We start from the raw sequence: 17,713 nt of genomic DNA on the forward strand, positions 1-17,713 counted from the left end.
TAACCCTATGGTTAAGTTTAAAGACGACACACTGGACAGCATCTTTTCGGCCCTGGCAGACGGCACGCGGCGCCGGGTGCTGGCCGACCTGGAACAAGGCGCGGCCTCGGTCAGCGAGCTGGCCCGGCCGCACGCCATGTCCCTGCCCGCTTTCATGAAGCATCTGCGCGTGCTGGAAGACGCCGGCCTGATCGCCCGCGCCAAGGACGGCCGCGTCGTGAACTGCACGCTATCGCCCGAACCCATGCGGGCGGCATCCGACTGGCTGGCCCGCTACGAGAAGTTCTGGAACGGGCAGCTGGATTCGCTGGCGCGCTACCTGTACCACGAGGAAGAGGTCCATCCATGGAAAAACGAAGCACCCGAGGCGAAACAGCCCCCATCGAACTCCGCCTCAAACGCCGCTTCGACGCCCCCGTCGAACGCGTCTGGCGCGCCTGGACGGACCCGCAAGCGCTGATGCGCTGGTTCGGTCCCGCCGAAACCCGCAAGGTGCTGCGGGCGGAAACCGACGTGCGCGTGGGCGGCGCCTATCAGGTGGGATTCGCCACCGAGGACGGGCTGGAGCACCACGCCAGCGGCCACTACCGCGAAGTCGAACCGCAGCGCCGCCTGGTGTTTACCTGGGCCTGGCGCGATACGCCCGCGGAAGTCTCGCTGATCACCCTGGAATTCACCCCTGCCGGCGGCGGCACCGAGCTTGCCTTCCTGCAAACCCCGTTCGTCGACCAGGCCACCCGCGACAGCCACCAGCATGGCTGGCTGGGCGCGCTGGAACGGCTGGCGGCCCATCTGGCGAAGCCGGCCTGAATCCCCGCCGTTCGCCCTACCCGGGCCTGCCGGCCCGTTCCAAGGAGACACACGATGCAGACCGATCACCCCGTCGTATCCCGAGCGCAATGGGACATCGCGCGCGAGGCGCTGCTGCGCCGCGAAAAAGAACTGACTCGTGCCCAGGACGCGCTGGCCCGCGAGCGCATGGCCCTGCCCTGGGTCAAAGTGGACAAGCCCTATCGCTTCCAGGGCGCGGCCGGCTCCGTGGACCTGGCCGCGCTGTTCCAGGGCAGGAGCCAGCTCATCGTCTACCACTTCATGTTCGGCCCGGACTGGGAGGAAGGCTGCGTGGGCTGCTCGTTCCTGGCCGACCACATGGACAGCGCGCTCATGCACCTGCGCCAGCATGACGTGACGGTGGTCGCCGTGTCGCGAGCCCCCTACGCCAAGCTGGAGGCCTTCAAGCGCCGCATGGGCTGGCAGTTCCCCTGGTACTCGTCCGAAGGCTGCGACTTCAATTTCGACCTGCTGGCCTCCGTGCCCAAGGCCGACGGCAGCATGGAGGAAAACTCCGGCGCCAGCGCGTTCTTCCGCGACCCGGACGGCGAGATCTTTCATACCTATTCAAGCTTCTCGCGCGGCGTGGAAAGGCTGGCCGGGGCCTACAACTACCTGGAATTGGCGCCCCTGGGCCGCAACGAGAACGGCCCGCACTTCAACCTGGGCGACTGGGTACGCCATCATGACCGCTACGACGACGCGCGGCCGCACGCCTGCCACGCCTGCGGCTAGGCGCAAGCCCGGCGATGCAGTCCGCGTGGCCTCCGACGCCGCCGTCCTGTGGCTGGCCTGCACCGCAGCCATGGCCGCGGGGCTGTGGGCAGACACACTGCGCACGCCGGCGGCGCTGCTGGCCAGCCTGTGCGGGGCGTCCGGCGGGCTGCTGGACCAAGCCTGGCGCCATGCGGCCCTGATGCCCGCCAGCAGCGCAGCCATGCTGATTGCCGCGCTATTGCCGCTGCCGGGCGCGCCGCGCATGGCAGCGCGGCTGGCCTGCGCGCTGGCGATGGGGCTGGGCATGCTGGCAGGGGCTCAATGGGGCATGGCGGCGGCGCTGGCCGCGAGCGTCGCGCCATTCGGCGGAATGGCGGCCGGCATGGCGCTGGGAATGGGCGTCGCCATGGCCGCCGCGGCGCTGATTGCAGGCGCTAGCGCCGCGCCCCGGTAAGCGGGCGCAGTGGCGCAACGGGCGCGGCCTCGATCGGCGCGGCCAGGGGCGCCTGGATTTCCAGGGCGGACTCGGCCTGCGCCACGCAGGGCAGGATCCAGCCTTCTTCCTTCTCGTCGCGCGACAGCCCCGGCCACTCGATGCGGTACGAGATCTCGCCTTCCAGCAGCAGGCACATACAGGCGCGGCATGTGCCGTTACGGCACGAACTGGGCAGCTTGATGCCGGCCGCCTGCGCCGCCAGCAGCACGGAGGTATCGGCCGACGCGTCAAAGCGCAGGCCGGCGGGCTGCACCAGAACGGGAAATGCGGACATGGCTGGACAGATTCCGGACGGGCTTCAGCCCGCGTTGTCCTGCCAGTCCAACTGCCAGGCGCCGGACAGCACGTTCTGCATCCACAGCACGCAGGTCAGCGTCTTGGCGTCGGTGACCTCGCCCTTGGCGCAAGCCTCGATCAGCTCGGCGGGATCCGCGCTGATCACATCCAGGAATTCGTCCTGGTCCAATTGGCGAGGCCCGGCGCGCAGGCCGCGGGCGAAGTAGATATGGATGATCTCGGTGGAATACGCGATGGCCAGGTGCAGCGCTCCCGCATGCGCCCACTGATCCGCGGTATAGCCGGTTTCCTCCAGCAGCTCGCGCTTGCCGCAGGCCAGCGGATCTTCGCCCGGATCCAGCTTGCCGGCCGGGAACTCGGTCATCACGCGTCCGATGGGATAGCGGAACTGACGCTCCAGCAGGACCCGGCCATCGTCCAGCAGCGGGATCACCACCACCGCGCCCGGATGCACCACGTACTCGCGCGTGGCCGTGTTGCCGTTGGGCAGGCTGACCGTGTCGCGGCGGATCTTCAGGAAGGCGCCGTTGTATGGCGCCTCGCTGGCGACGAGTTTTTCTTCGAGATGGGAATCGGGCTTGCGGGTCATGGCGGGTCGGATACCTCAAGGGACGCGCGGATGATGGCCAGTCCGCGCGGGCAGCACGAGCTTACCATCGCCGCCCGCCTTCCCCGATGACGCCTACTCCGCGACGCGGATGACGAGCTTGCCGAAGTGCCGGCCCGACGCCAGGTGCTCGAACGCCTCGCGCGCTTCGGCAAACGAGTAGACGCGGTCGATGACCGGCGCGATGCGCGCCACGTCGACGAAACGCGCCACATCCTCGAGCATCTTGCGGCTGCCGACGAAGATGCCTTCCAGCCGCTTGACGCCCGCGATCAACGCCAGGGGCGCGACCGGCACGGCCGCGAAGCCGCTGACGCCGCCGATGACCGCAATGGTGCCGCCCATGCGCGCGGCCGCGACGGAACGTTCGAGCGTGCCTTCGCCGCCGACTTCCACCACCACGTGGGCGCCCTCGCCGCCCGTCAGGCGCAGCACTTCGTCCTGCCATTGCGGCGTTTCACGGTAGTTGATCGTAAGGTCCGCGCCCAGCTCGCGCGCGCGGGCCAGCTTGTCCGCGCTGGACGAGGTGATGATGGTGCGCATGCCGGCTGCCTTGGCCAGTTGCAGGCCCCAGATGGAAACCCCGCCCGTGCCCAGGAACAAAGCCGTCTGGCCCGCCTTGGCGCGTCCGGCGACGAACAGCGCGTTCCATGCGGTGACGGCGGCGCAAGGCAGGGTCGAGGCCTGCTCGTCGCTCAAGGATGCCGGCGTTGCGACCAGGGCGTGCTCGGCAAACACACTCTCGGTGGACAGCAGGCCGTCGGTGGCGGCGCCCGGCGCCAGCGCCACCGTGGCAGGCGTGGGCTCGCCATCGATCCAGTCCGGCATGAATGCGCCCATGACGCGGTCGCCGACCTTGAACCGGCTCACGCCCGCACCCACCTCGATCACCTCGCCCGCGGCGTCGGAGGCGGGTATGACCGGATCGCCCGAACCCTTCAGATACTCGCCGCGCGCCACCATCAGGTCGCGGTAGTTCAGCGACACGGCCTTGATGCGCACGCGCAGCTCCAACGGCCCCAGGCTGCGAGGCTGGCGCGTGACGCGCTCCAGCGAAGCGATGTCCTTGCCGCTGGTGACGGTGTATGCCTGCATGTTGTTTCTCCTATCGATTCAAAAAAGGCCCCCACGCTGCGCCTTCGGCTTGCTGCCCCCAAGGGGGCTTTTTTGCCTTGGGGCGGCCCGGCGGCAAAAAAGACCGCCGCCCGCCATTGGCGGCTATCCGTGACGGTCAAGTACCGATAAGATATATGGGAACCAATTTCCCTAGTGGCGAATGTTTTTCATTTCATCGAATCCTATTAGGAACCAATAAATGCAGGGAGTCCATGATGGCTACAGCGATCACCTATGACCGGCTGAGCGGCATCGAAGTCTTCGTTCAGGCCGTGGAAGCAGGCAGCTTCGCGCTCGCGGCGCAACGCCTGAACCTCACGCGCTCCGCGGTGGGCAAGTCCATCGCGCGGCTGGAGGCGCGGCTGGGCGCCAGGCTGTTCCACCGCACCACCCGCCAGCAAAGCCTGACCGACGATGGCCAGGCCTATTACGACCGTTGCGTGCGCGCGCTGGCCGAACTGCAGACCGCCGAGGCCGAGCTGGACAGCGGCCGGCGCGAGCCCCAGGGTCGCTTGCGCGTCAGCGCGCCGTTGGTGTTCGGCCGCCATTGCGTCGCGCCCGTGCTGCGCGAACTGGCACAGCAGCATCCGCAACTGCAGGTGGAGGTTTCATTCAACGACCGGGTGGTCGATCTGATCGAGGAAGGCTACGACCTGGGCATCCGCGTGGGCGAGCTGCCCGACAGCGCCAGCCTGGCCGCGCGGCGGCTGGGCATGCAGACCATGGGCATCGGGGCTTCTCCCGCATACATCCAGGCACATGGCCGCCCGATCACCGTGGATGAGATGCAGCGGCATGCCGCCATCGTCTACACGCGCAACGGCGTGGACAAGGCCTGGGCGCTGCATGGGCCCGACGGCCAGGTACTGCAGCTGCGCCCGCGTCCGTGCCTGCGCCTGGACGACCTGCAAGCCATCGCGGACGCCGCCATCGCCGGCGCGGGGCTCGCCTGGCTGCCCTGCTGGATGCTGACGCACTATGTGCGCACCGGCGAGCTGGACGTACTGATGCACGGCGATCGCCTGGCCGCGCAAGAGGTGCACGCCGTCTGGCCGCAAGCGCGCTACCTGCCGTCCAAGACGCGGGCCGCCATCGACGCGCTGGCGGCCCGCGTACCCTCGATGCTGGCCGCCTGAGCGGCTCAGCCGAACTTGCGGCGGGCGTCCAGCGCCAGGCCGGCGCCGATGCTGCCGAACAGGTCGCCTTCGACGCTGCGCGCGCCCGGCACCAGGGCTGACACCGATTCGCGCAAACGCGGCACGCGGCTGGAACCGCCGGTGAAGAACACCGTATCCACGTCCGCGGTCGATACGCCGGCGTCGCGCAGCAACGCGCCCACCGTGGTCTCGACCTTTTCGATCAGGCGGCCCACGCAGGCGTCGAACGAGGGGCGCGTCACGTCCACGCCCAGCTCCGGCGCGATGCGCGACAGGTCGATGCGCGCGGCGGGCGTCTCCGACAGTGCGATCTTGGCCTCTTCGACCTGCACCGCCACCCAGTGGCCGGCGCGCTGCTTGACCAGGTTCAGCAGCAGGTCGATCTTCTCGCGGTCGCCGGCCTCGGCGCGGATGTAGGCGAAATGTTCGGCGGCCTTGCGCGTATAGGCCTGGTTGATGGTGTGCCAGCAGGCCAGGTTGCCATATTGCGTGGAGGGCACATCCTTGCCGCTGCGCAGCTGGCTGCCCAGGCCCAGCATGGGCATCACGTGCGCCAGGCTGAGCTGCTTGTCGAAGTCCACCCCGCCGATGTGCACGCCGCCGTAGGCCAGGATGTCTTCGCGGCGGTCGGCCTTGGTGGCGCGGCCGGGCCCCAGGCGGATCAGCGAGAAATCGGAAGTACCACCGCCGATGTCGATGACCAGCACCAGTTCTTCGCGGTCGATCTGCGATTCATAATCGAATGCGGCGGCCAGCGGCTCGAACTGGAACTCGATATCGGTGAAGCCGACGCTGCGCGCGATCTCGCCCAGCGTGTCCTGGGCGGTCTGGTCGGCGGCCGGATTGTCATCCACGAAGAACACCGGCCGGCCCAGCACGGCGCGCGTGAAGCCGCGCCCCGCTGCGGTTTCCGCGCGGCGCTTGAGTTCGGCGATGAAGCGCGTGAGCAGGACGCGGAACGGAATCGAACGGCCCTGCACTTCCGTCGAGCCGTCGATCAGCGAGCTGCCCAGCAGGCTCTTCATCGAGCGCATCAGGCGCCCGTCGTAGCCCGCCAGGTAGTCGGAGATGGCGGCCCGGCCATAGCTGACTTCGGCGTCTTCGTCATGGAAGAAAATGGCCGAGGGCAAGGTGGTCTTGCCGTCTTCCAGGGCGAGGAGCGCGCGCTGATCGGGGCGGCTCCAGCCCACGGTGGAATTGGACGTGCCGAAGTCGACGCCGCATGCGGTGGAAATCATGGGGAATTCTGGGGCTGAAAGCAAAACGGCGCATAAGTGTAGCCGCAACCGCCAGAATCGCCATATCAGCCGGTGCGCGCCAGCGCCCTGGCCGTGAACGCCAGCGTCGCGGCCGCCACCAGCAAGCCGCTGGCAAAGCCCCCCGCGTAGCCGACCTGGGCCGCCAGCCCGGTCATGAGGGACGAGGTCAGGATCTCGCCCAGGTCGCGCGCGCTCTGCACCGCCGTCATGTCGGTGCCGGCCTGCTCGCCGCGGCTGGCAAAGCGCATGGCCAGCGTCATCAGGGCCACGGACGCGGCGCCCGCGCCGAACGCGCCCAGCGCCTGCGCGCCCAGGGCGCTGCCCGCCTGCGACGGCATCCAGCCCTGGGCCTGCGCCATCCAGGCCAGCGCGGCCGCGCCCGAGGCAGCCAGGCCCAGCGCCAGCACCGCGCGCGCGCCCAGCCGGCCGATCAGCCATGCGCCACCGCCGCAACCCAGCAGCACCGTCACCACGCCTCCCGCCATGCCGACGCGCCCCACGGCCTCGACCGCCCAGCCCGCATCCACCAGGAACAGCTTGGACAGGCCATAGCCCGCCACCGCCGTCATGGCCGACAGGAAGGCGGCCGCGGCCAGGGCCCAGGCGCCGGGGCGGCGCACGAAGGCGCCCAGCGTGGCGCGGCGCCTGGCCGCGGGCATGGCCAGTTCGGTTTCACGCCAGGCGGCCGCCAGCAGCAGGCTGAACGCCACCACGGCCGCCAGGGTCAGCAACGCGCCGGTCTGTCCGATATGGCCGGCCAGTACCAGGCAACCCGGTCCGCCGAAGAAGAAGCCCACCATGGTGCCGCCCACCTGCACGGCATTGGCGCGCGCCAGATCCTGCCCCTGGAAGCGCTCCGCCGTCAGGCCGTCGGTGGCGATATCCTGCGTCGCACTGGCCAACGAAGCCAGCGCCATCAAGGCGACCACCCAGGCCGCCCCCGCGGCATCGATGCCGAGCAAGGACAGCGCCAGCAGGCAGGCCAGCACCACGGCCTGCATCGGCAGGATCCAGCTGCGCCGCCGGCCCATGGCGCGGGTCCAGCGGTTGTCGACCACGGGCGCCCACAGGAACTTCAGCACCCACGGCAGGCCGACCAGCGGCAGCCAGGCCAGCGCGTGCAGGTCCGCGCCGTCGCGGCGCAGCAGCGTGGGCAAAGCCTCCATGGCCACGCCCAGCGGTATGCCTTGGGAAAAATACAAGGCACCTATCATCACGAACATGCGTGCGTCTGCAATACGGTTCACTTCAGATTTCCTTCAACAAGGGGCTGCGGGATTGCGGCGCATCCGCGCGGCGGTGTTCGCTGCCCTGCCCCGGCGTCACGAACAGGATCTTGCCGGGACAGGCCACGTGCAGCCTGTGCCACACGCCGCGCGGCACGATGGCGCTGCGCCGGGTATCCAGCAGCAGGTCGGTCTGGACGCCGTCCTCCGCCATCAGCGTGACCACCACGCGCCCTTCCAGCACGCAGAGCATTTCATCGCCGGCCGGGTGGCGCTCCCACACATCGCCATGCACGTCGGCGTCGCTGGCCACGGCCTTGATGCCGACCAGCCATTCGTCCTGCGGCGCGAGGCGGCGCAGACGGCCCACGTCGCGCATGGCGCCGTCGCGCCCCAGCGCCACGAAGTGGTCCAGCCAGTCGAACACCGGCCCGGTATCGGGTGCACTCATCGATCTCTCCTTCTGGTTGCCGGCGGACGCGCGCGGTGGGCGTCCGCCGCGGGTCATCAGTATTCGGCGCGCAGGGTCAGCATGACGTTGCGGGGCTCGCCGTAGCGGTTGTTCCAGGCCGTGCCCGACAGGCTCTGGTAATAGCCGCGGTCGAACAGGTTGTTGACGTTGAGCGCCGCGGTCACGTGCTTGTCCACGCGATAGGCCATGCGCAGGTCCACCAGCGCATAGCCGCCCTGGCGCAGCGTGACGGGACCGGACACCGTGGAATAGCCCGACTGCACCTGCAGCCCGCCGCCCACGCTCAGCCGCCGCTCCATGCCGGGCAAGGCATAGTTGGTCCACAGGCGGAAGATGTGCTTGGGCGTGAAGCGCGCGAACGGCTGTCCGCCGGATTCCGAATCCGTCAGGTACTTGCTGGTGTTGAAGGTGTAGCCCGCGGCCACCGTCCAGTAGGGCGTGATGCTGCCGGAGGCTTCAGCCTCGATCCCACGGCTGCGCACTTCCCCACCCGAGATGTAGTAGCAGTTGCGGCCCACGCATGGCCATGCCGGGTCCTCCTGCGCGCGGTTTTTCTGCTGGATCTGGAACACGGCCAGCGACAGGTTCAAGGCGCCGTCCGCCAGTTCGCCTTTGACGCCGGCCTCGTAGTTGGTGCCGGTAATGGGATCCAGCGGCTGGCCGTCGCGCGTCAGCTCGCCCTGCGGCTGGAAGACCTGCGCATAGCTGCCATACAGCGACCATTGGCGGTCGAGGTCGACGATCAGCCCGCCATAGGGCGTGAACTCCGGATCGATGCGCTGGCGCGCGCGGGGCGCGCTCTGGTTCCACCAGCTCATGCGTCCGCCCAGCACCAGCGTCACCGGATCGGCCAGCGAAAAGCGGCCCATGCCGTAGACGCCCTGCTGCTTGAGCCGGGTCTCCCCGGGCGAGGTGTACGGCCCCACGCCAGGCTCGGGCACGCTGTGCGGATCCCAGTCGAAGACATTGACCGGCACGTTCGGATAGGGCGTCAGGTCCGCGCTGTACTGCTCGGACGTGGTGCGTTGGGCATTGCCGCCCAGCAGCAGTTCATGGCGCCGGCCGAACAGTTGCACCGGGCCGCCGACATAGGCGTCCACGCTGGCCTGGGTGTTGTCGAACTTGTAGGCCGCGCCCATCAAGGAGGAACCCAACCCGGTCTGGCGGTCTATCGCGCCATAGGCGCCGGCGTACTTCAGGTTGCTGTCCGCGGTCAGGTAATTGGCGCTGATCTTGGCGCTCCAGCCTTGGCCGAAGCGATGCTCCAGGTCCGCGAACACACGCGTCGTATCCCAGTTGAAGCGGTCCCAGGCCACGTCCAGGTAGGTCGAGCGCTTCAGGCCGATATCGCCGCCGTCCTTGTAGCGCGGCACGCCGGCCATGTTGGTGGTGGAGCGGATGCGTTGGGTCTGCAGGCCGGCGGACAGCACCGTGTCCGGCCCCAGGTCCACCTCGCCTATTGCGTAGAGCAGCGCCGACTGCTGATCCGCGACGTCATAGAAATAACCACGGTCTTCCACGGCGCCGACGATGCGGCCGCGCACGCTGCCGCTGTCGTTCAAGGGGCCGCCCAGGTCGGCCTCCGCACGGTAGCGATCCCAGCTGCCGGCGCTGAGGGAGCCGTTGAACGAGAACTCGCGTTGCGGCCGCTTGCGCACCAGGTTCACCGTGGCGGCGGGATTGCCCGCGCCATGCATCAGGCCGTTGGCGCCGCGCAGGATCTCCACGCGTTCGTACACCGCCATGTCCTGCGGCGATGCCGCCATGTTGCCCATCAGCACGGGCACGCCGTCCTGCTCGAACGAATCTACTTTGAAGCCGCGCGCGTAGTACGCGGTGGTCAGCAGCTGATAGGGCTGCACCGTGATGCCGGTGGCGTGCTGCATCACCTCATCCAGGCTTTGCAGGTTCTGCTCGCGCATCCGCTCCTGCCCGATCACCGTCACCGACTGCGGAATCTCGCGCAGCGTCAGCGGCAGTTTGCCGAGGGTCGCCGTGTCCTGCGCCACGCCCTCGCCGCTGACCGTCACCGCCGGCAGCGACGCGGTCTCCTGCGCCAGCGCCGGCCCCGTCGCCACCGCCAGCCACAGCGGCCAATGCCGCGCCCGCGCCGCGTTCCTGCGCGGCGCCCCCGTTTTCACCTGTTTTCGCACTGCCTGTCCTCTTAGAATTTTATTGAGAATAATTCTCAAGTAATTCTAGGAACGACAGCGGCCGCGCGTTGGCGATTGCGGAAGTCTTGCTGGCGATTGCGGAAGTTTCGACGCCTTAGCGGCCCGGCGCGACACTGCTGGGCAGCACGCCGTAGCGGCGCAGGAACGCCTTGGTGAAGTGCGAATCGGTATAGCCGCAGGCGTAGGCCGCCTCGGACACGGTATAGGCGCCTTCGGCCAGCAGCGCCTGGGCCTGCTCCATGCGCCGCTCGCGCACGTAGGCGTAGACGCTCTGGCCGAACAGCTTGCGAAAGCCGGTGGTGAGCTTGTTGACGTTCACGCCCACGCGTCGCGCCAGTTCGGGCAGCGAGGGCGGGTCCTGCAGGTTCGCCGCAACCAGGTCGCGCGCGTGATGCAGGCGTTCCACGTCGGCGCGCGTCAGGCCGCGCACGGGAGCGCCCTGCTCCGCCGGCTGCAGCGCGCCCAAGGCAAGCGCGGTCAGTTCCAGCGCCTTGGCGGAGAGGTACATGCGCCTGAGGGCGCCCTGCACCGGGCAGGCCAGCATCTGGTGGCCCAGAGCCTCCAGCTTGCGGTCCGCCCGCATATTGGCCTCGGCGTATGCGCCAACGGCCCGCGGCGCGCGCAGCAGGCCCGCCAATTGGGCCGGGTCCATGGCAAAGGCATCGCGCAGATGGTCCAGTCCCGTGCGCAGGGACACGAAGCGCAAGGACTGATGGGCGCCAAACTCGTGCTCCATGCCCATGGCGTCCTGGCACACGCTCAGGTGCAGCGCGGGCCCGCTCACGCGGGTGGACGCGGCGCCGCGCACGCTATAGCGCAGGTCCCCGTCCAGCACGAGCACCAGCTTCAGGCCCGGCTCCAGGCGCTCCTGCACGCGCTCGTCGCGGCCAAAGCGCAGCGTGCCGCCCGCCAGCGAAATAGCGGGCGTGGCGGCCGATACGGTCCAATCAGGTTCGGGATGGGCGGCGGTCAAGATGGCGGCTCCGTCGCGGCGGGCAGCGCTGTTGATGAGATTGAATATTATTACCGTTTGACCAGAACGGAAAGCCGCCCGTTGGGCGGCGGCGCGCGCCTTATTGCTGGCGACGCTGCTCCAGCTCTTTCAGGCACTGCGCCACGCCGGCCTGCATCTGCGCGTTCGACACGGCGGCGCGGTCCGACACTTCGCGGCAGCGCACGTACTGGGCCTGGCTTTCCGGCGTATCGCGGATGACCGCGGGCGCGGAGCCGGCTTCGGGCGTGACCGTCATGCGCAACGTGGAAGGCGGCGACAGGCTGCCGTCCTTGGAGCGCACGCTGGGGTACTGGTATTCCTGCGTGACGGGCGCCGCATTCTGCGCCTGTACGGCGCCGGCCGCGCACAAGGCGGCAAGCAGGAAGGCGGAAATGTGGAGTTTCTTCATGACGACCTCTCTTCAATGGACTGACGTCCAGGGCGCGCTCCGGGGCCCCTGGACATGCCGCACTATGGTATCCCCGGCCGCTGGCGCGCGGCGTGCCAAGACGCTACACAATCCGCCACAGTTGTTTCCCGGGGTTTCTCTGGCGGGCCGCCCTACGCGGGCCGCGCCCTACTTCTTCGGCGCGGACTGGCGCAGCGGCGCCAGCAAGGAAGACAAGCCGTTGTGGTCCAGCTCGTGCATCAGGGCCAGCAGACGCCCCAATTCACCCGGCGGAAAGCCCTTGCGCGCGAACCAGGCCAGGTAGGGCCCGGGCAAATCCGCGATCAGGCGTCCCTGGTACTTGCCGAAGGGCATGGTGCGCGTGACCAGCAAGGACAGCAGTTCAGGATCCATGGCGGTCACCGGGCAGCCGCGGCGGCGAAGACGATGTCCGCCGCAGGCACGGCGGCGATCTTCACGCCAAAACTGGAGATCGATGACAAGGTCGCGTTGTGATGCGCGCGGATCTGCGCGCCCGGCGCATGCGGCTTGTCCTGGGTGGTGTGGGCGTCGGCAGCCAGCGTGACGGGATATCCAAGCGCGGCCGCGCGGCGCACGGTCGTGTCCACACAGAACTCGCTGGCGTAGCCGCACACGACCAGTTGCGTGGCGCCGGCTTGCGCCAGCGCATCGGCCAGACCGGTGCGCAAAAAGGAATCGGGCGTGGTCTTGCGCACGCGGACGTCGCCGTCCTCCGGTTGCAGCCGCGAGTCCAACTGCCAGCCCGGCTGGCCGTGATCCATGGCGCTGCCGGGGCTCTCGTGCTGCACGTAGATGACGGGCGCGCCAGCCGCGCGCGCACGCCCGGCCAGCGCATTGATGCGGGCCAGCACGGCCTCGGCATCGGCTGGCGCGGGATTCGTCTCGAACAGCGCGCGCTGCACGTCTATCACGATCAAAGCGGAGGTCATGGTTTTCTCAAATTGGTTGGGCGTCAGTCCTGCGCGGCAGCGACCCGCGCGTACATCCAGAAGTCGCGAGGGTCGCCGCGCACCAGGCGGTAGCGGCGCATCAGTCCTTCGCGCTGAAAACCGCAGCGTTCCAGCACGCCGGCCGACGCCACGTTGGTATCCAGCACGGTAGCCTGGATGCGTGCGAAGCCCAGCTCGCGCAAGGCCCACTCGGTCACGGACACACAGGCGCGCGTGGCGATGCCACGCCGCCAGTACGGCGGCGCGACGTCATAGGCGATCTCCGCGCGCCGCGCGGACGCAGCGATCTCGTTCAAGCCTATGGTGCCCGCCAAGACGCCGTCCAGCGTGACGATGGCCAGGCGCAGGCTGTGCGATACCGCTGGCTGACCATAACCGCGGATCAGGCGCACCAGCGTATCCGGTCCGTCCAACTGCCAGCTGGTATGGCGCGTGACCGCCTCGTCGCGCAGATATGCGTGCCAATCGGCCGCGTCTGCTTCCCGCAATGGGCGCAGCCGCAAGCCTTCCAGCCCCAGTACGGGCAGGTCCTGCGGATAGTCAGTGAGGTGCGGAATCATCCTGGGGCGCGGTCGGCTGCGGCGGCAGCGCCGCGACATGGCGCAGCTTATCAGGGTTGCGCACGATGTAGATGGCGGCGATCCTGCCGTCGCGCACCTCCAGCGTGGTCGACCGGGGCAAACCGTCCAGTTCGGTCGCCAGCACCCCCGGCATGCCGTTCAATTGCGTCACCACGGCGTCCAGGAACTGGCCGCTGGGCTTTTTCGCCAGACCGGCAAAAAAACGCGCGATCTTGTCGCTGCCCAGAATGGGCCTGAACACGGCCAGCTTTTTGCCGCCGCCGTCCGCATGCAGCACGGCGTCATGCGCCAACAGGCTGCGCAGGGCATCCACATCGCCCGCGCGCGATGCCTGCCAGAAGGCATCGGCGATGCGCGCGCCTTCCTGCTCCGTCACTGCGAACCGCGGACGCGCGTCGCGCACGCGGCTGCGCGCCCGCGCGGCCAACTGGCGGCAGGCTGCCTCGTTCCGGCCCAGCGTCGCCGCGATCTCCGCGAACGGCATGTCGAACACGTCGTGCAGCAGGAAAGCGGCCCGTTCCAATGCGGACAGGCGCTCCAGCGCCAGCATCAGCGCCACCGACAGATCGTGCGCAATCTCCCCCGCACCCGCCGCCTCATAGCTGCCCGCATCGGGCAAGGGTTCGGGCAGCCATGGCCCCACGTACTCCTCGCGCCGCGCGCGCGCCGATTTCAACTGGTCCAGGCACAGCCGCGTGACCGTCCGCGACAGGAAGGCGCGCGGCGTCTCGACCCGGCCGCGGTCCGCGTCGCGCCAGCGCAGCCACGCGTCCTGCACGATGTCCTCGGCCTCCGCCCATGACCCCAGCATGCGGTAGGCCAGGCCCTGCAAATGCCTGCGATGGGGCTCGAAGTCGGCAACGGCATCGGGAATGGCGGACGCGCTCATACGGCCTGGCCTCAGTGCTTGGGATGCTGCGAGCGGAACCCGACTGCGATGCGGTTCCAGCTATTGATCATGTTGATGGCGACGGTCAGGTTGACCTGCTCTTCCTCGTTGAAATGCCTTGCCATTTCGGCGTAGTCCGCGTCCGGCGCGCGAGTATCGGCAAGTCTGGTCAACGACTCCGTCCACGCCAGCGCGGCGCGCTCACGCTCGCTGTACAGCGAAGATTCGCGCCAGGCATCCAGCAGGTACAGGCGCATTTCGGTTTCGCCCTGTTTACGGGCATCGGTGGAATGCATGTGCAGGCAGTAGGCGCAACCATTGATCTGCGAAGCGCGCATCTTCACCAGTTCGAGCAGGCTGTGTTCCAGGCCGCAGCTTTCGACGAAGTCGTTCAGGGCGATCATGGCTTTCATGGCCTTGGGCGAGGCGGTGTAGGCGTTCAGGCGGGCGGTGCTCATGGCGGGTCTCCGGCAAGGTAGGCATGCGCCGCAGGATGCGGCGCCATTACCCGTAGGACGAGACAGCCTGCCATGACGTGACATCGCCCGCCGGAAAATTTGTAAATCCGGCTAGAAAGCCAGCCGCCCGCGCAGCTCCCCGAACGGCACCATCACATGTTCGCGATAGGCGGGACGGGCCTGCAGGCGCTCGTACCAGGCCTGCAGATGGGGCATGGACGGATGCGGGATGTCCAGTTCGAAGTAGCGGTAGAGCGTGGTGCCCGCCGGAATGTCGGCCAGGCCCAGGGTTTCGCCGCCCAGATACGGACGGTCCGCCAGCGCGCGGTCCAGTTGCCGCAGGCAGGCATGCGTGGCGGCGATGGAGCGCTCGATGGCCGCCGTGTCGCGCTGCGCCTCGGGGGTGCGGTAACAGCCCCAGAACACGCCCGTCAGAAAGGCTGGCTGCAAGGCGGTCTGGGCCCAGTCCATCCAGCCGTCGGCGCCGGCCCGCTGCGCGGGGTCGTCCGCCCAGAAGCGGCCGGCGCCGTCGCGCGCGGCCAGATAGCGCAGGATGGCATGGGACTCCCAGACCGTCGTCGCGCCATCGCGCAGCAGCGGCACCTTGCCGTGCGGATTCATGGCGCGGAACTCGGCCGTGTCCAGCAGCCCGTGCTCGCCGCCAGCCAGCACATGTTCGTACTCCAGGCCCAGCTCTCCCGCCAGCCACAGCACCTTCTGCACATTGAATGAACTGCGGCGTCCCCAAATGGTCAGCATGGCGATGGTCCTCAGGCAGCTTGCACGATGCGCGGCTCGCAACGCACCGGGAAGTTGACCGAATTGGCGATGAAGCAGAAATGATGCGCGCGCTCGTGCAGTTCGGCCGCCAGCGCAGCGTCGTCGCCAGCGCGGATGGTCACTTCGGGGCGCAAGGTGACGGCGCTGAAGAAGCCGCCACGCTCGCGGTCCTCGACCATGACGCCTTCGGCCTCGTCGCGGTAGGCCTCCACCGTCACCCCTTCGACCGCGCAGAAGTGCAGATACCAGAGCTTGTGGCACGCGGACAGCGACGCCACCAGCATGTCCTCGGGATTCCAGCGCGCGGGATCGCCGCGGAAGGCCGGATCGGACGATCCCGGCACATCGGGCTTGCCCGCCGCACGGATCACGTGGTCGCGGGAATAGGCCGCGTAGCTGGACGTGCCGGAGCCGGTGTTGCCGGTCCAGTCGACGGTGACGTTGTAACGGTGTTCGCCTTTCATCGGAATCGTCCTGTTCAAGAGGGAAGGCCCGGGCCGGTGCGCCTGGAAAATAAGGTAGCGTAGCGCATGCACGGCCGCTGCCGGCCCCCGCGCTTTACATCCCGTTTCAGCACCGCCCCGTTACTGTCCGTATCGTGACCGGTTTGCCAAACAGGAGCTCGCCATGATGAAAACCACCCTGACCTGCGCCCTGACGCTAGCCCTGCTCGCCGGCTGCGCGCCCTCCCGGCCCGGCGCCGGCGGTTCCGCCCCCGTCGACAGCCACACCGCCCGCGATTCGCTGGACTGGGCCGGCAGCTACGAAGGCACCCTGCCCTGCGCCGACTGCCCGGGCATCCGAACCCGCCTGACCTTGGAACAGGATGGCCGCTACGAAAGACAGACCCAGTACCTGGACCGCCAGCCGCAGCCCGAGGTGGTAACCGGCACATTCAGCTGGGAGTCCGACGGCAGCACCATCCGCCTGGACGCGTCCGGCGACAGCCAGCGCTACTTCGTGGGCGAAAACCAGGTGACCATGCTGTACCGCGACGGCACCCGACCTACAGGTCCGCTGGCCCCGCACTACGTACTGCGCCGCGCACAATAAGGCATCGCGCAACGCGCGCGCTTGCGGCTATGCTTGCCGCATCGTGCGCGCCAGCGCGCGCCCCTACGCCCAAGGAAACCATGAAGACCGACCACGAGCTGCTTTCCGCCTTCGCCCCCACCGGCGCGTTGCGCGCGTCCATCAACCTGGGCAATCCCATCCTCGCCCACGCCGATCCCGTCACCGGCCAGGCCGGCGGCGTCTCGGTCGACCTGGCAACAGAACTAGCGCGGCGCCTGGACGTGCAACTGGAACTGGTGGTCTTCAAGTCGGCCGGCGAATCCGTCAATGCCGTAGCCGCAGAAGAGGCCGACGTGGGCTTCTTCGCCATCGATCCGCTGCGCGGCGCGCAGATCGCATTCACCGCGCCCTACGTGGTCATCGAAGGCGCGTACCTGGTGCGCCAGGACTCGCCCATCGCCAGCATGGACCAGGTGGACCGCAAGGGCCAGCGCGTGGTGGTCGGCAAGGGCAGCGCCTACGACCTGCACCTCACGCGGGAACTCAAGCAGGCGGAGATCTTCCGCGCGCCAACCTCGCCCGCCGTCGTCGACACCTTCATGCAGGAAAACATGGAAGTCGCCGCAGGCGTGAAGCAGCAGCTTGAAGCCGACGCGCAGCGCCTGGGCGGCCTGCGCCTGTTGGACGGCCACTTCATGCTGATCCGGCAGGCCATGGGCGTGCCCAAGAGCCGCGGCGACAAGGCCAGCGCCTACCTGGCCGCCTTCGTCGAGGCCATGAAGAAATCGGGCTTCGTCGCCGAAGCCCTGGCCCGCCACAAGATCCAGGGCGCCGCGGTGGCGCCACTGGAGGCCTGAGCCCGCTGCTCGCGCCTCGCAAGAACAAGGCCCCGCTCGAGCGGGGCCTTGTTTTATGCGCCATCGTCGCGTCCTCAGTGGCTGATCATCCAGGGCCTTGCGCCCGCGAACGACTTCGCCCCATCGGGCGTGGTGCGCGTCTTGCCCGCCGTCTTGCCGCCGGAGCAGCATCCGCAATTCATGCCGTGGCCGGAACGCGAACTGCGCGGCTCGTGGGCGCTGCGCTCATTGACCGCGCGCGCCCGGTTCACCGCGGAAGATAGCGCCGATATCGCCGGCGCCCCGCCCAGGATGCGGCCGCACATCGCGCCGCATTGCGGGCAGGCCGCGGGATCGCGCCACTGGGCCAGGGGCACCAGCGCCGCGAACTCGCCGCAATCGCCGCAGGCATAGTCATACATGGGCATG

General features: G+C 68.5%; 24 protein-coding genes. 7 read left to right on the forward strand and 17 right to left on the reverse strand.

From position 1 onward, the window contains the following. Positions 1-7: 7 nt before the first annotated feature. From IB259_RS09405 to IB259_RS09420, 4 genes are read left to right on the forward strand one after another with little or no spacing between them, the layout of a single operon-like run. Positions 8-460 (forward strand): helix-turn-helix transcriptional regulator, encoded by a 453-nt coding sequence (locus tag IB259_RS09405; protein ID WP_119449275.1) that lies wholly within the window; start codon positions 8-10, stop codon positions 458-460. Further along, positions 346-810: an SRPBCC domain-containing protein gene (locus IB259_RS09410; protein ID WP_119449274.1), complete on the forward strand. Its 465-nt coding sequence runs from the start codon at positions 346-348 to the stop codon at positions 808-810. Before IB259_RS09405 ends, IB259_RS09410 begins: the two co-directional genes overlap by 115 nt. A gap of 54 nt (positions 811-864) precedes the next feature. After that, positions 865-1,566 (forward strand): DUF899 domain-containing protein, encoded by a 702-nt coding sequence (locus tag IB259_RS09415; protein WP_119449273.1) that lies wholly within the window; start codon positions 865-867, stop codon positions 1,564-1,566. Further along, positions 1,517-2,002, forward strand: coding sequence for a hypothetical protein (locus tag IB259_RS09420; protein ID WP_225590300.1), 486 nt, complete (start codon positions 1,517-1,519; stop codon positions 2,000-2,002). The genes IB259_RS09415 and IB259_RS09420 overlap by 50 nt, the downstream gene beginning before the upstream one ends. Here the strand turns inward: IB259_RS09420 and IB259_RS09425 are convergent. The 3 genes from IB259_RS09425 to IB259_RS09435 all read right to left on the reverse strand — a co-directional run bounded on the left by IB259_RS09425 (position 1,983) and on the right by IB259_RS09435 (position 4,043). Next, entirely contained in the window at positions 1,983-2,318 is a 336-nt protein-coding gene (locus IB259_RS09425) for a 2Fe-2S iron-sulfur cluster-binding protein (RefSeq protein WP_192328621.1), read from the reverse strand. The genes IB259_RS09420 and IB259_RS09425 overlap by 20 nt on opposite strands. 24 nt (positions 2,319-2,342) lie before the next feature. After that, complete coding sequence (locus IB259_RS09430; RefSeq protein WP_054452535.1) at positions 2,343-2,930, reverse strand: NUDIX domain-containing protein; 588 nt, start codon at positions 2,928-2,930, stop codon at positions 2,343-2,345. A 93-nt stretch (positions 2,931-3,023) separates the two neighbouring features. Next, entirely contained in the window at positions 3,024-4,043 is a 1,020-nt protein-coding gene (locus tag IB259_RS09435; RefSeq protein WP_119449272.1) for an NAD(P)-dependent alcohol dehydrogenase, read from the reverse strand. A gap of 236 nt (positions 4,044-4,279) precedes the next feature. Here IB259_RS09435 and IB259_RS09440 point away from each other — a divergent pair, with 236 nt between their 5' ends. Next, positions 4,280-5,200 (forward strand): LysR substrate-binding domain-containing protein, encoded by a 921-nt coding sequence (locus IB259_RS09440; RefSeq protein ID WP_192328624.1) that lies wholly within the window; start codon positions 4,280-4,282, stop codon positions 5,198-5,200. A 5-nt stretch (positions 5,201-5,205) separates the two neighbouring features. On the opposite strand, the gene IB259_RS09445 is transcribed toward IB259_RS09440, so the two are convergent. The 13 genes from IB259_RS09445 to IB259_RS09505 form a co-directional block, all read right to left on the reverse strand. Beyond that, a complete protein-coding gene (locus IB259_RS09445) occupies positions 5,206-6,459 on the reverse strand; it encodes an Hsp70 family protein (protein WP_054452538.1) in 1,254 nt (417 codons plus the stop codon). Between the two features lie 65 nt (positions 6,460-6,524). After that, entirely contained in the window at positions 6,525-7,703 is a 1,179-nt protein-coding gene (locus IB259_RS09450) for a RhtX/FptX family siderophore transporter (protein WP_054452541.1), read from the reverse strand. A 25-nt stretch (positions 7,704-7,728) separates the two neighbouring features. Then, on the reverse strand, positions 7,729-8,157 hold the full coding sequence (locus IB259_RS09455) for a cupin domain-containing protein (protein WP_192328627.1): 429 nt from the start codon (positions 8,155-8,157) through the stop codon (positions 7,729-7,731). 56 nt (positions 8,158-8,213) lie between these two features. Beyond that, positions 8,214-10,331 (reverse strand): TonB-dependent siderophore receptor, encoded by a 2,118-nt coding sequence (locus IB259_RS09460; protein ID WP_370528695.1) that lies wholly within the window; start codon positions 10,329-10,331, stop codon positions 8,214-8,216. Between the two features lie 115 nt (positions 10,332-10,446). Then, positions 10,447-11,325, reverse strand: coding sequence for an AraC family transcriptional regulator (locus IB259_RS09465; protein WP_175164269.1), 879 nt, complete (start codon positions 11,323-11,325; stop codon positions 10,447-10,449). Between the two features lie 100 nt (positions 11,326-11,425). Further along, complete coding sequence (locus IB259_RS09470; protein ID WP_054452546.1) at positions 11,426-11,755, reverse strand: hypothetical protein; 330 nt, start codon at positions 11,753-11,755, stop codon at positions 11,426-11,428. Between the two features lie 168 nt (positions 11,756-11,923). After that, on the reverse strand, positions 11,924-12,148 hold the full coding sequence (locus IB259_RS09475; RefSeq protein ID WP_041655832.1) for a DUF3820 family protein: 225 nt from the start codon (positions 12,146-12,148) through the stop codon (positions 11,924-11,926). Positions 12,149-12,153: 5 nt separating this feature from the next. After that, positions 12,154-12,705, reverse strand: coding sequence for a cysteine hydrolase family protein (locus tag IB259_RS09480; RefSeq protein WP_192328630.1), 552 nt, complete (start codon positions 12,703-12,705; stop codon positions 12,154-12,156). Positions 12,706-12,728: 23 nt separating this feature from the next. Further along, positions 12,729-13,286 carry a GNAT family N-acetyltransferase gene (locus IB259_RS09485; RefSeq protein ID WP_192328633.1) on the reverse strand — a complete coding sequence of 186 codons (558 nt, stop codon included), beginning with the start codon at positions 13,284-13,286 and terminating at the stop codon, positions 12,729-12,731. Continuing rightward, positions 13,267-14,196: a sigma-70 family RNA polymerase sigma factor gene (locus tag IB259_RS09490; RefSeq protein WP_192328636.1), complete on the reverse strand. Its 930-nt coding sequence runs from the start codon at positions 14,194-14,196 to the stop codon at positions 13,267-13,269. Before IB259_RS09490 ends, IB259_RS09485 begins: the two co-directional genes overlap by 20 nt. Positions 14,197-14,207: 11 nt before the next feature. After that, complete coding sequence (locus IB259_RS09495) at positions 14,208-14,654, reverse strand: carboxymuconolactone decarboxylase family protein (protein WP_054452557.1); 447 nt, start codon at positions 14,652-14,654, stop codon at positions 14,208-14,210. Positions 14,655-14,765: 111 nt separating this feature from the next. Further along, the gene (locus tag IB259_RS09500; RefSeq protein WP_054452559.1) at positions 14,766-15,413 is read right to left on the reverse strand and encodes a glutathione S-transferase family protein; all 648 of its coding nucleotides are present in this window, start codon (positions 15,411-15,413) and stop codon (positions 14,766-14,768) included. 11 nt (positions 15,414-15,424) lie between these two features. Continuing rightward, complete coding sequence (locus IB259_RS09505) at positions 15,425-15,898, reverse strand: OsmC family protein (RefSeq protein WP_054452562.1); 474 nt, start codon at positions 15,896-15,898, stop codon at positions 15,425-15,427. A gap of 163 nt (positions 15,899-16,061) precedes the next feature. Between IB259_RS09505 and IB259_RS09510 the strand changes: the two genes are divergently transcribed. Together IB259_RS09510 and IB259_RS09515 are read left to right on the forward strand one after the other, a co-directional pair. Continuing rightward, positions 16,062-16,487, forward strand: a complete 426-nt coding sequence (locus tag IB259_RS09510; RefSeq protein ID WP_054452565.1) for a copper resistance protein NlpE — start codon at positions 16,062-16,064, stop codon at positions 16,485-16,487. A gap of 80 nt (positions 16,488-16,567) precedes the next feature. After that, complete coding sequence (locus tag IB259_RS09515) at positions 16,568-17,305, forward strand: ABC transporter substrate-binding protein (RefSeq protein ID WP_119449266.1); 738 nt, start codon at positions 16,568-16,570, stop codon at positions 17,303-17,305. A 74-nt stretch (positions 17,306-17,379) separates the two neighbouring features. Here the strand turns inward: IB259_RS09515 and IB259_RS09520 are convergent, their stop codons facing one another. Further along, complete coding sequence (locus tag IB259_RS09520) at positions 17,380-17,712, reverse strand: FmdB family zinc ribbon protein (RefSeq protein ID WP_125472600.1); 333 nt, start codon at positions 17,710-17,712, stop codon at positions 17,380-17,382. Between the last annotated feature and the right edge of the window lies 1 nt (position 17,713).

It is taken from the genome of Achromobacter sp. ACM04 (assembly GCF_014851465.1).
Classification (GTDB): Bacteria; Pseudomonadota; Gammaproteobacteria; order Burkholderiales; family Burkholderiaceae_B; genus Achromobacter; species Achromobacter aegrifaciens.

Excerpts from the sequence above, each read along its gene's own strand:
- IB259_RS09520 (WP_125472600.1), bottom strand. The coding sequence starts at position 17,712 with ATGCCCATGTATGACTATGCCTGCGGCGATTGCGGCGAGTTCGCGGCG.
- IB259_RS09445 (WP_054452538.1), bottom strand. The coding sequence starts at position 6,459 with ATGATTTCCACCGCATGCGGCGTCGACTTCGGCACGTCCAATTCCACC.
- IB259_RS09455 (WP_192328627.1), bottom strand. The coding sequence starts at position 8,157 with ATGAGTGCACCCGATACCGGGCCGGTGTTCGACTGGCTGGACCACTTC.
- IB259_RS09480 (WP_192328630.1), bottom strand. The coding sequence starts at position 12,705 with ATGACCTCCGCTTTGATCGTGATAGACGTGCAGCGCGCGCTGTTCGAG.
- IB259_RS09470 (WP_054452546.1), bottom strand. The coding sequence starts at position 11,755 with ATGAAGAAACTCCACATTTCCGCCTTCCTGCTTGCCGCCTTGTGCGCG.
- IB259_RS09425 (WP_192328621.1), bottom strand. The coding sequence starts at position 2,318 with ATGTCCGCATTTCCCGTTCTGGTGCAGCCCGCCGGCCTGCGCTTTGAC.
- IB259_RS09415 (WP_119449273.1), top strand. The coding sequence starts at position 865 with ATGCAGACCGATCACCCCGTCGTATCCCGAGCGCAATGGGACATCGCG.
- IB259_RS09495 (WP_054452557.1), bottom strand. The coding sequence starts at position 14,654 with ATGAGCACCGCCCGCCTGAACGCCTACACCGCCTCGCCCAAGGCCATG.
- IB259_RS09420 (WP_225590300.1), top strand. The coding sequence starts at position 1,517 with ATGACCGCTACGACGACGCGCGGCCGCACGCCTGCCACGCCTGCGGCT.
- IB259_RS09450 (WP_054452541.1), bottom strand. The coding sequence starts at position 7,703 with ATGTTCGTGATGATAGGTGCCTTGTATTTTTCCCAAGGCATACCGCTG.
- IB259_RS09505 (WP_054452562.1), bottom strand. The coding sequence starts at position 15,898 with ATGAAAGGCGAACACCGTTACAACGTCACCGTCGACTGGACCGGCAAC.
- IB259_RS09440 (WP_192328624.1), top strand. The coding sequence starts at position 4,280 with ATGGCTACAGCGATCACCTATGACCGGCTGAGCGGCATCGAAGTCTTC.
- IB259_RS09515 (WP_119449266.1), top strand. The coding sequence starts at position 16,568 with ATGAAGACCGACCACGAGCTGCTTTCCGCCTTCGCCCCCACCGGCGCG.
- IB259_RS09490 (WP_192328636.1), bottom strand. The coding sequence starts at position 14,196 with ATGAGCGCGTCCGCCATTCCCGATGCCGTTGCCGACTTCGAGCCCCAT.
- IB259_RS09410 (WP_119449274.1), top strand. The coding sequence starts at position 346 with ATGGAAAAACGAAGCACCCGAGGCGAAACAGCCCCCATCGAACTCCGC.
- IB259_RS09430 (WP_054452535.1), bottom strand. The coding sequence starts at position 2,930 with ATGACCCGCAAGCCCGATTCCCATCTCGAAGAAAAACTCGTCGCCAGC.
- IB259_RS09405 (WP_119449275.1), top strand. The coding sequence starts at position 8 with ATGGTTAAGTTTAAAGACGACACACTGGACAGCATCTTTTCGGCCCTG.
- IB259_RS09435 (WP_119449272.1), bottom strand. The coding sequence starts at position 4,043 with ATGCAGGCATACACCGTCACCAGCGGCAAGGACATCGCTTCGCTGGAG.
- IB259_RS09485 (WP_192328633.1), bottom strand. The coding sequence starts at position 13,286 with ATGATTCCGCACCTCACTGACTATCCGCAGGACCTGCCCGTACTGGGG.
- IB259_RS09475 (WP_041655832.1), bottom strand. The coding sequence starts at position 12,148 with ATGGATCCTGAACTGCTGTCCTTGCTGGTCACGCGCACCATGCCCTTC.
- IB259_RS09510 (WP_054452565.1), top strand. The coding sequence starts at position 16,062 with ATGATGAAAACCACCCTGACCTGCGCCCTGACGCTAGCCCTGCTCGCC.
- IB259_RS09500 (WP_054452559.1), bottom strand. The coding sequence starts at position 15,413 with ATGCTGACCATTTGGGGACGCCGCAGTTCATTCAATGTGCAGAAGGTG.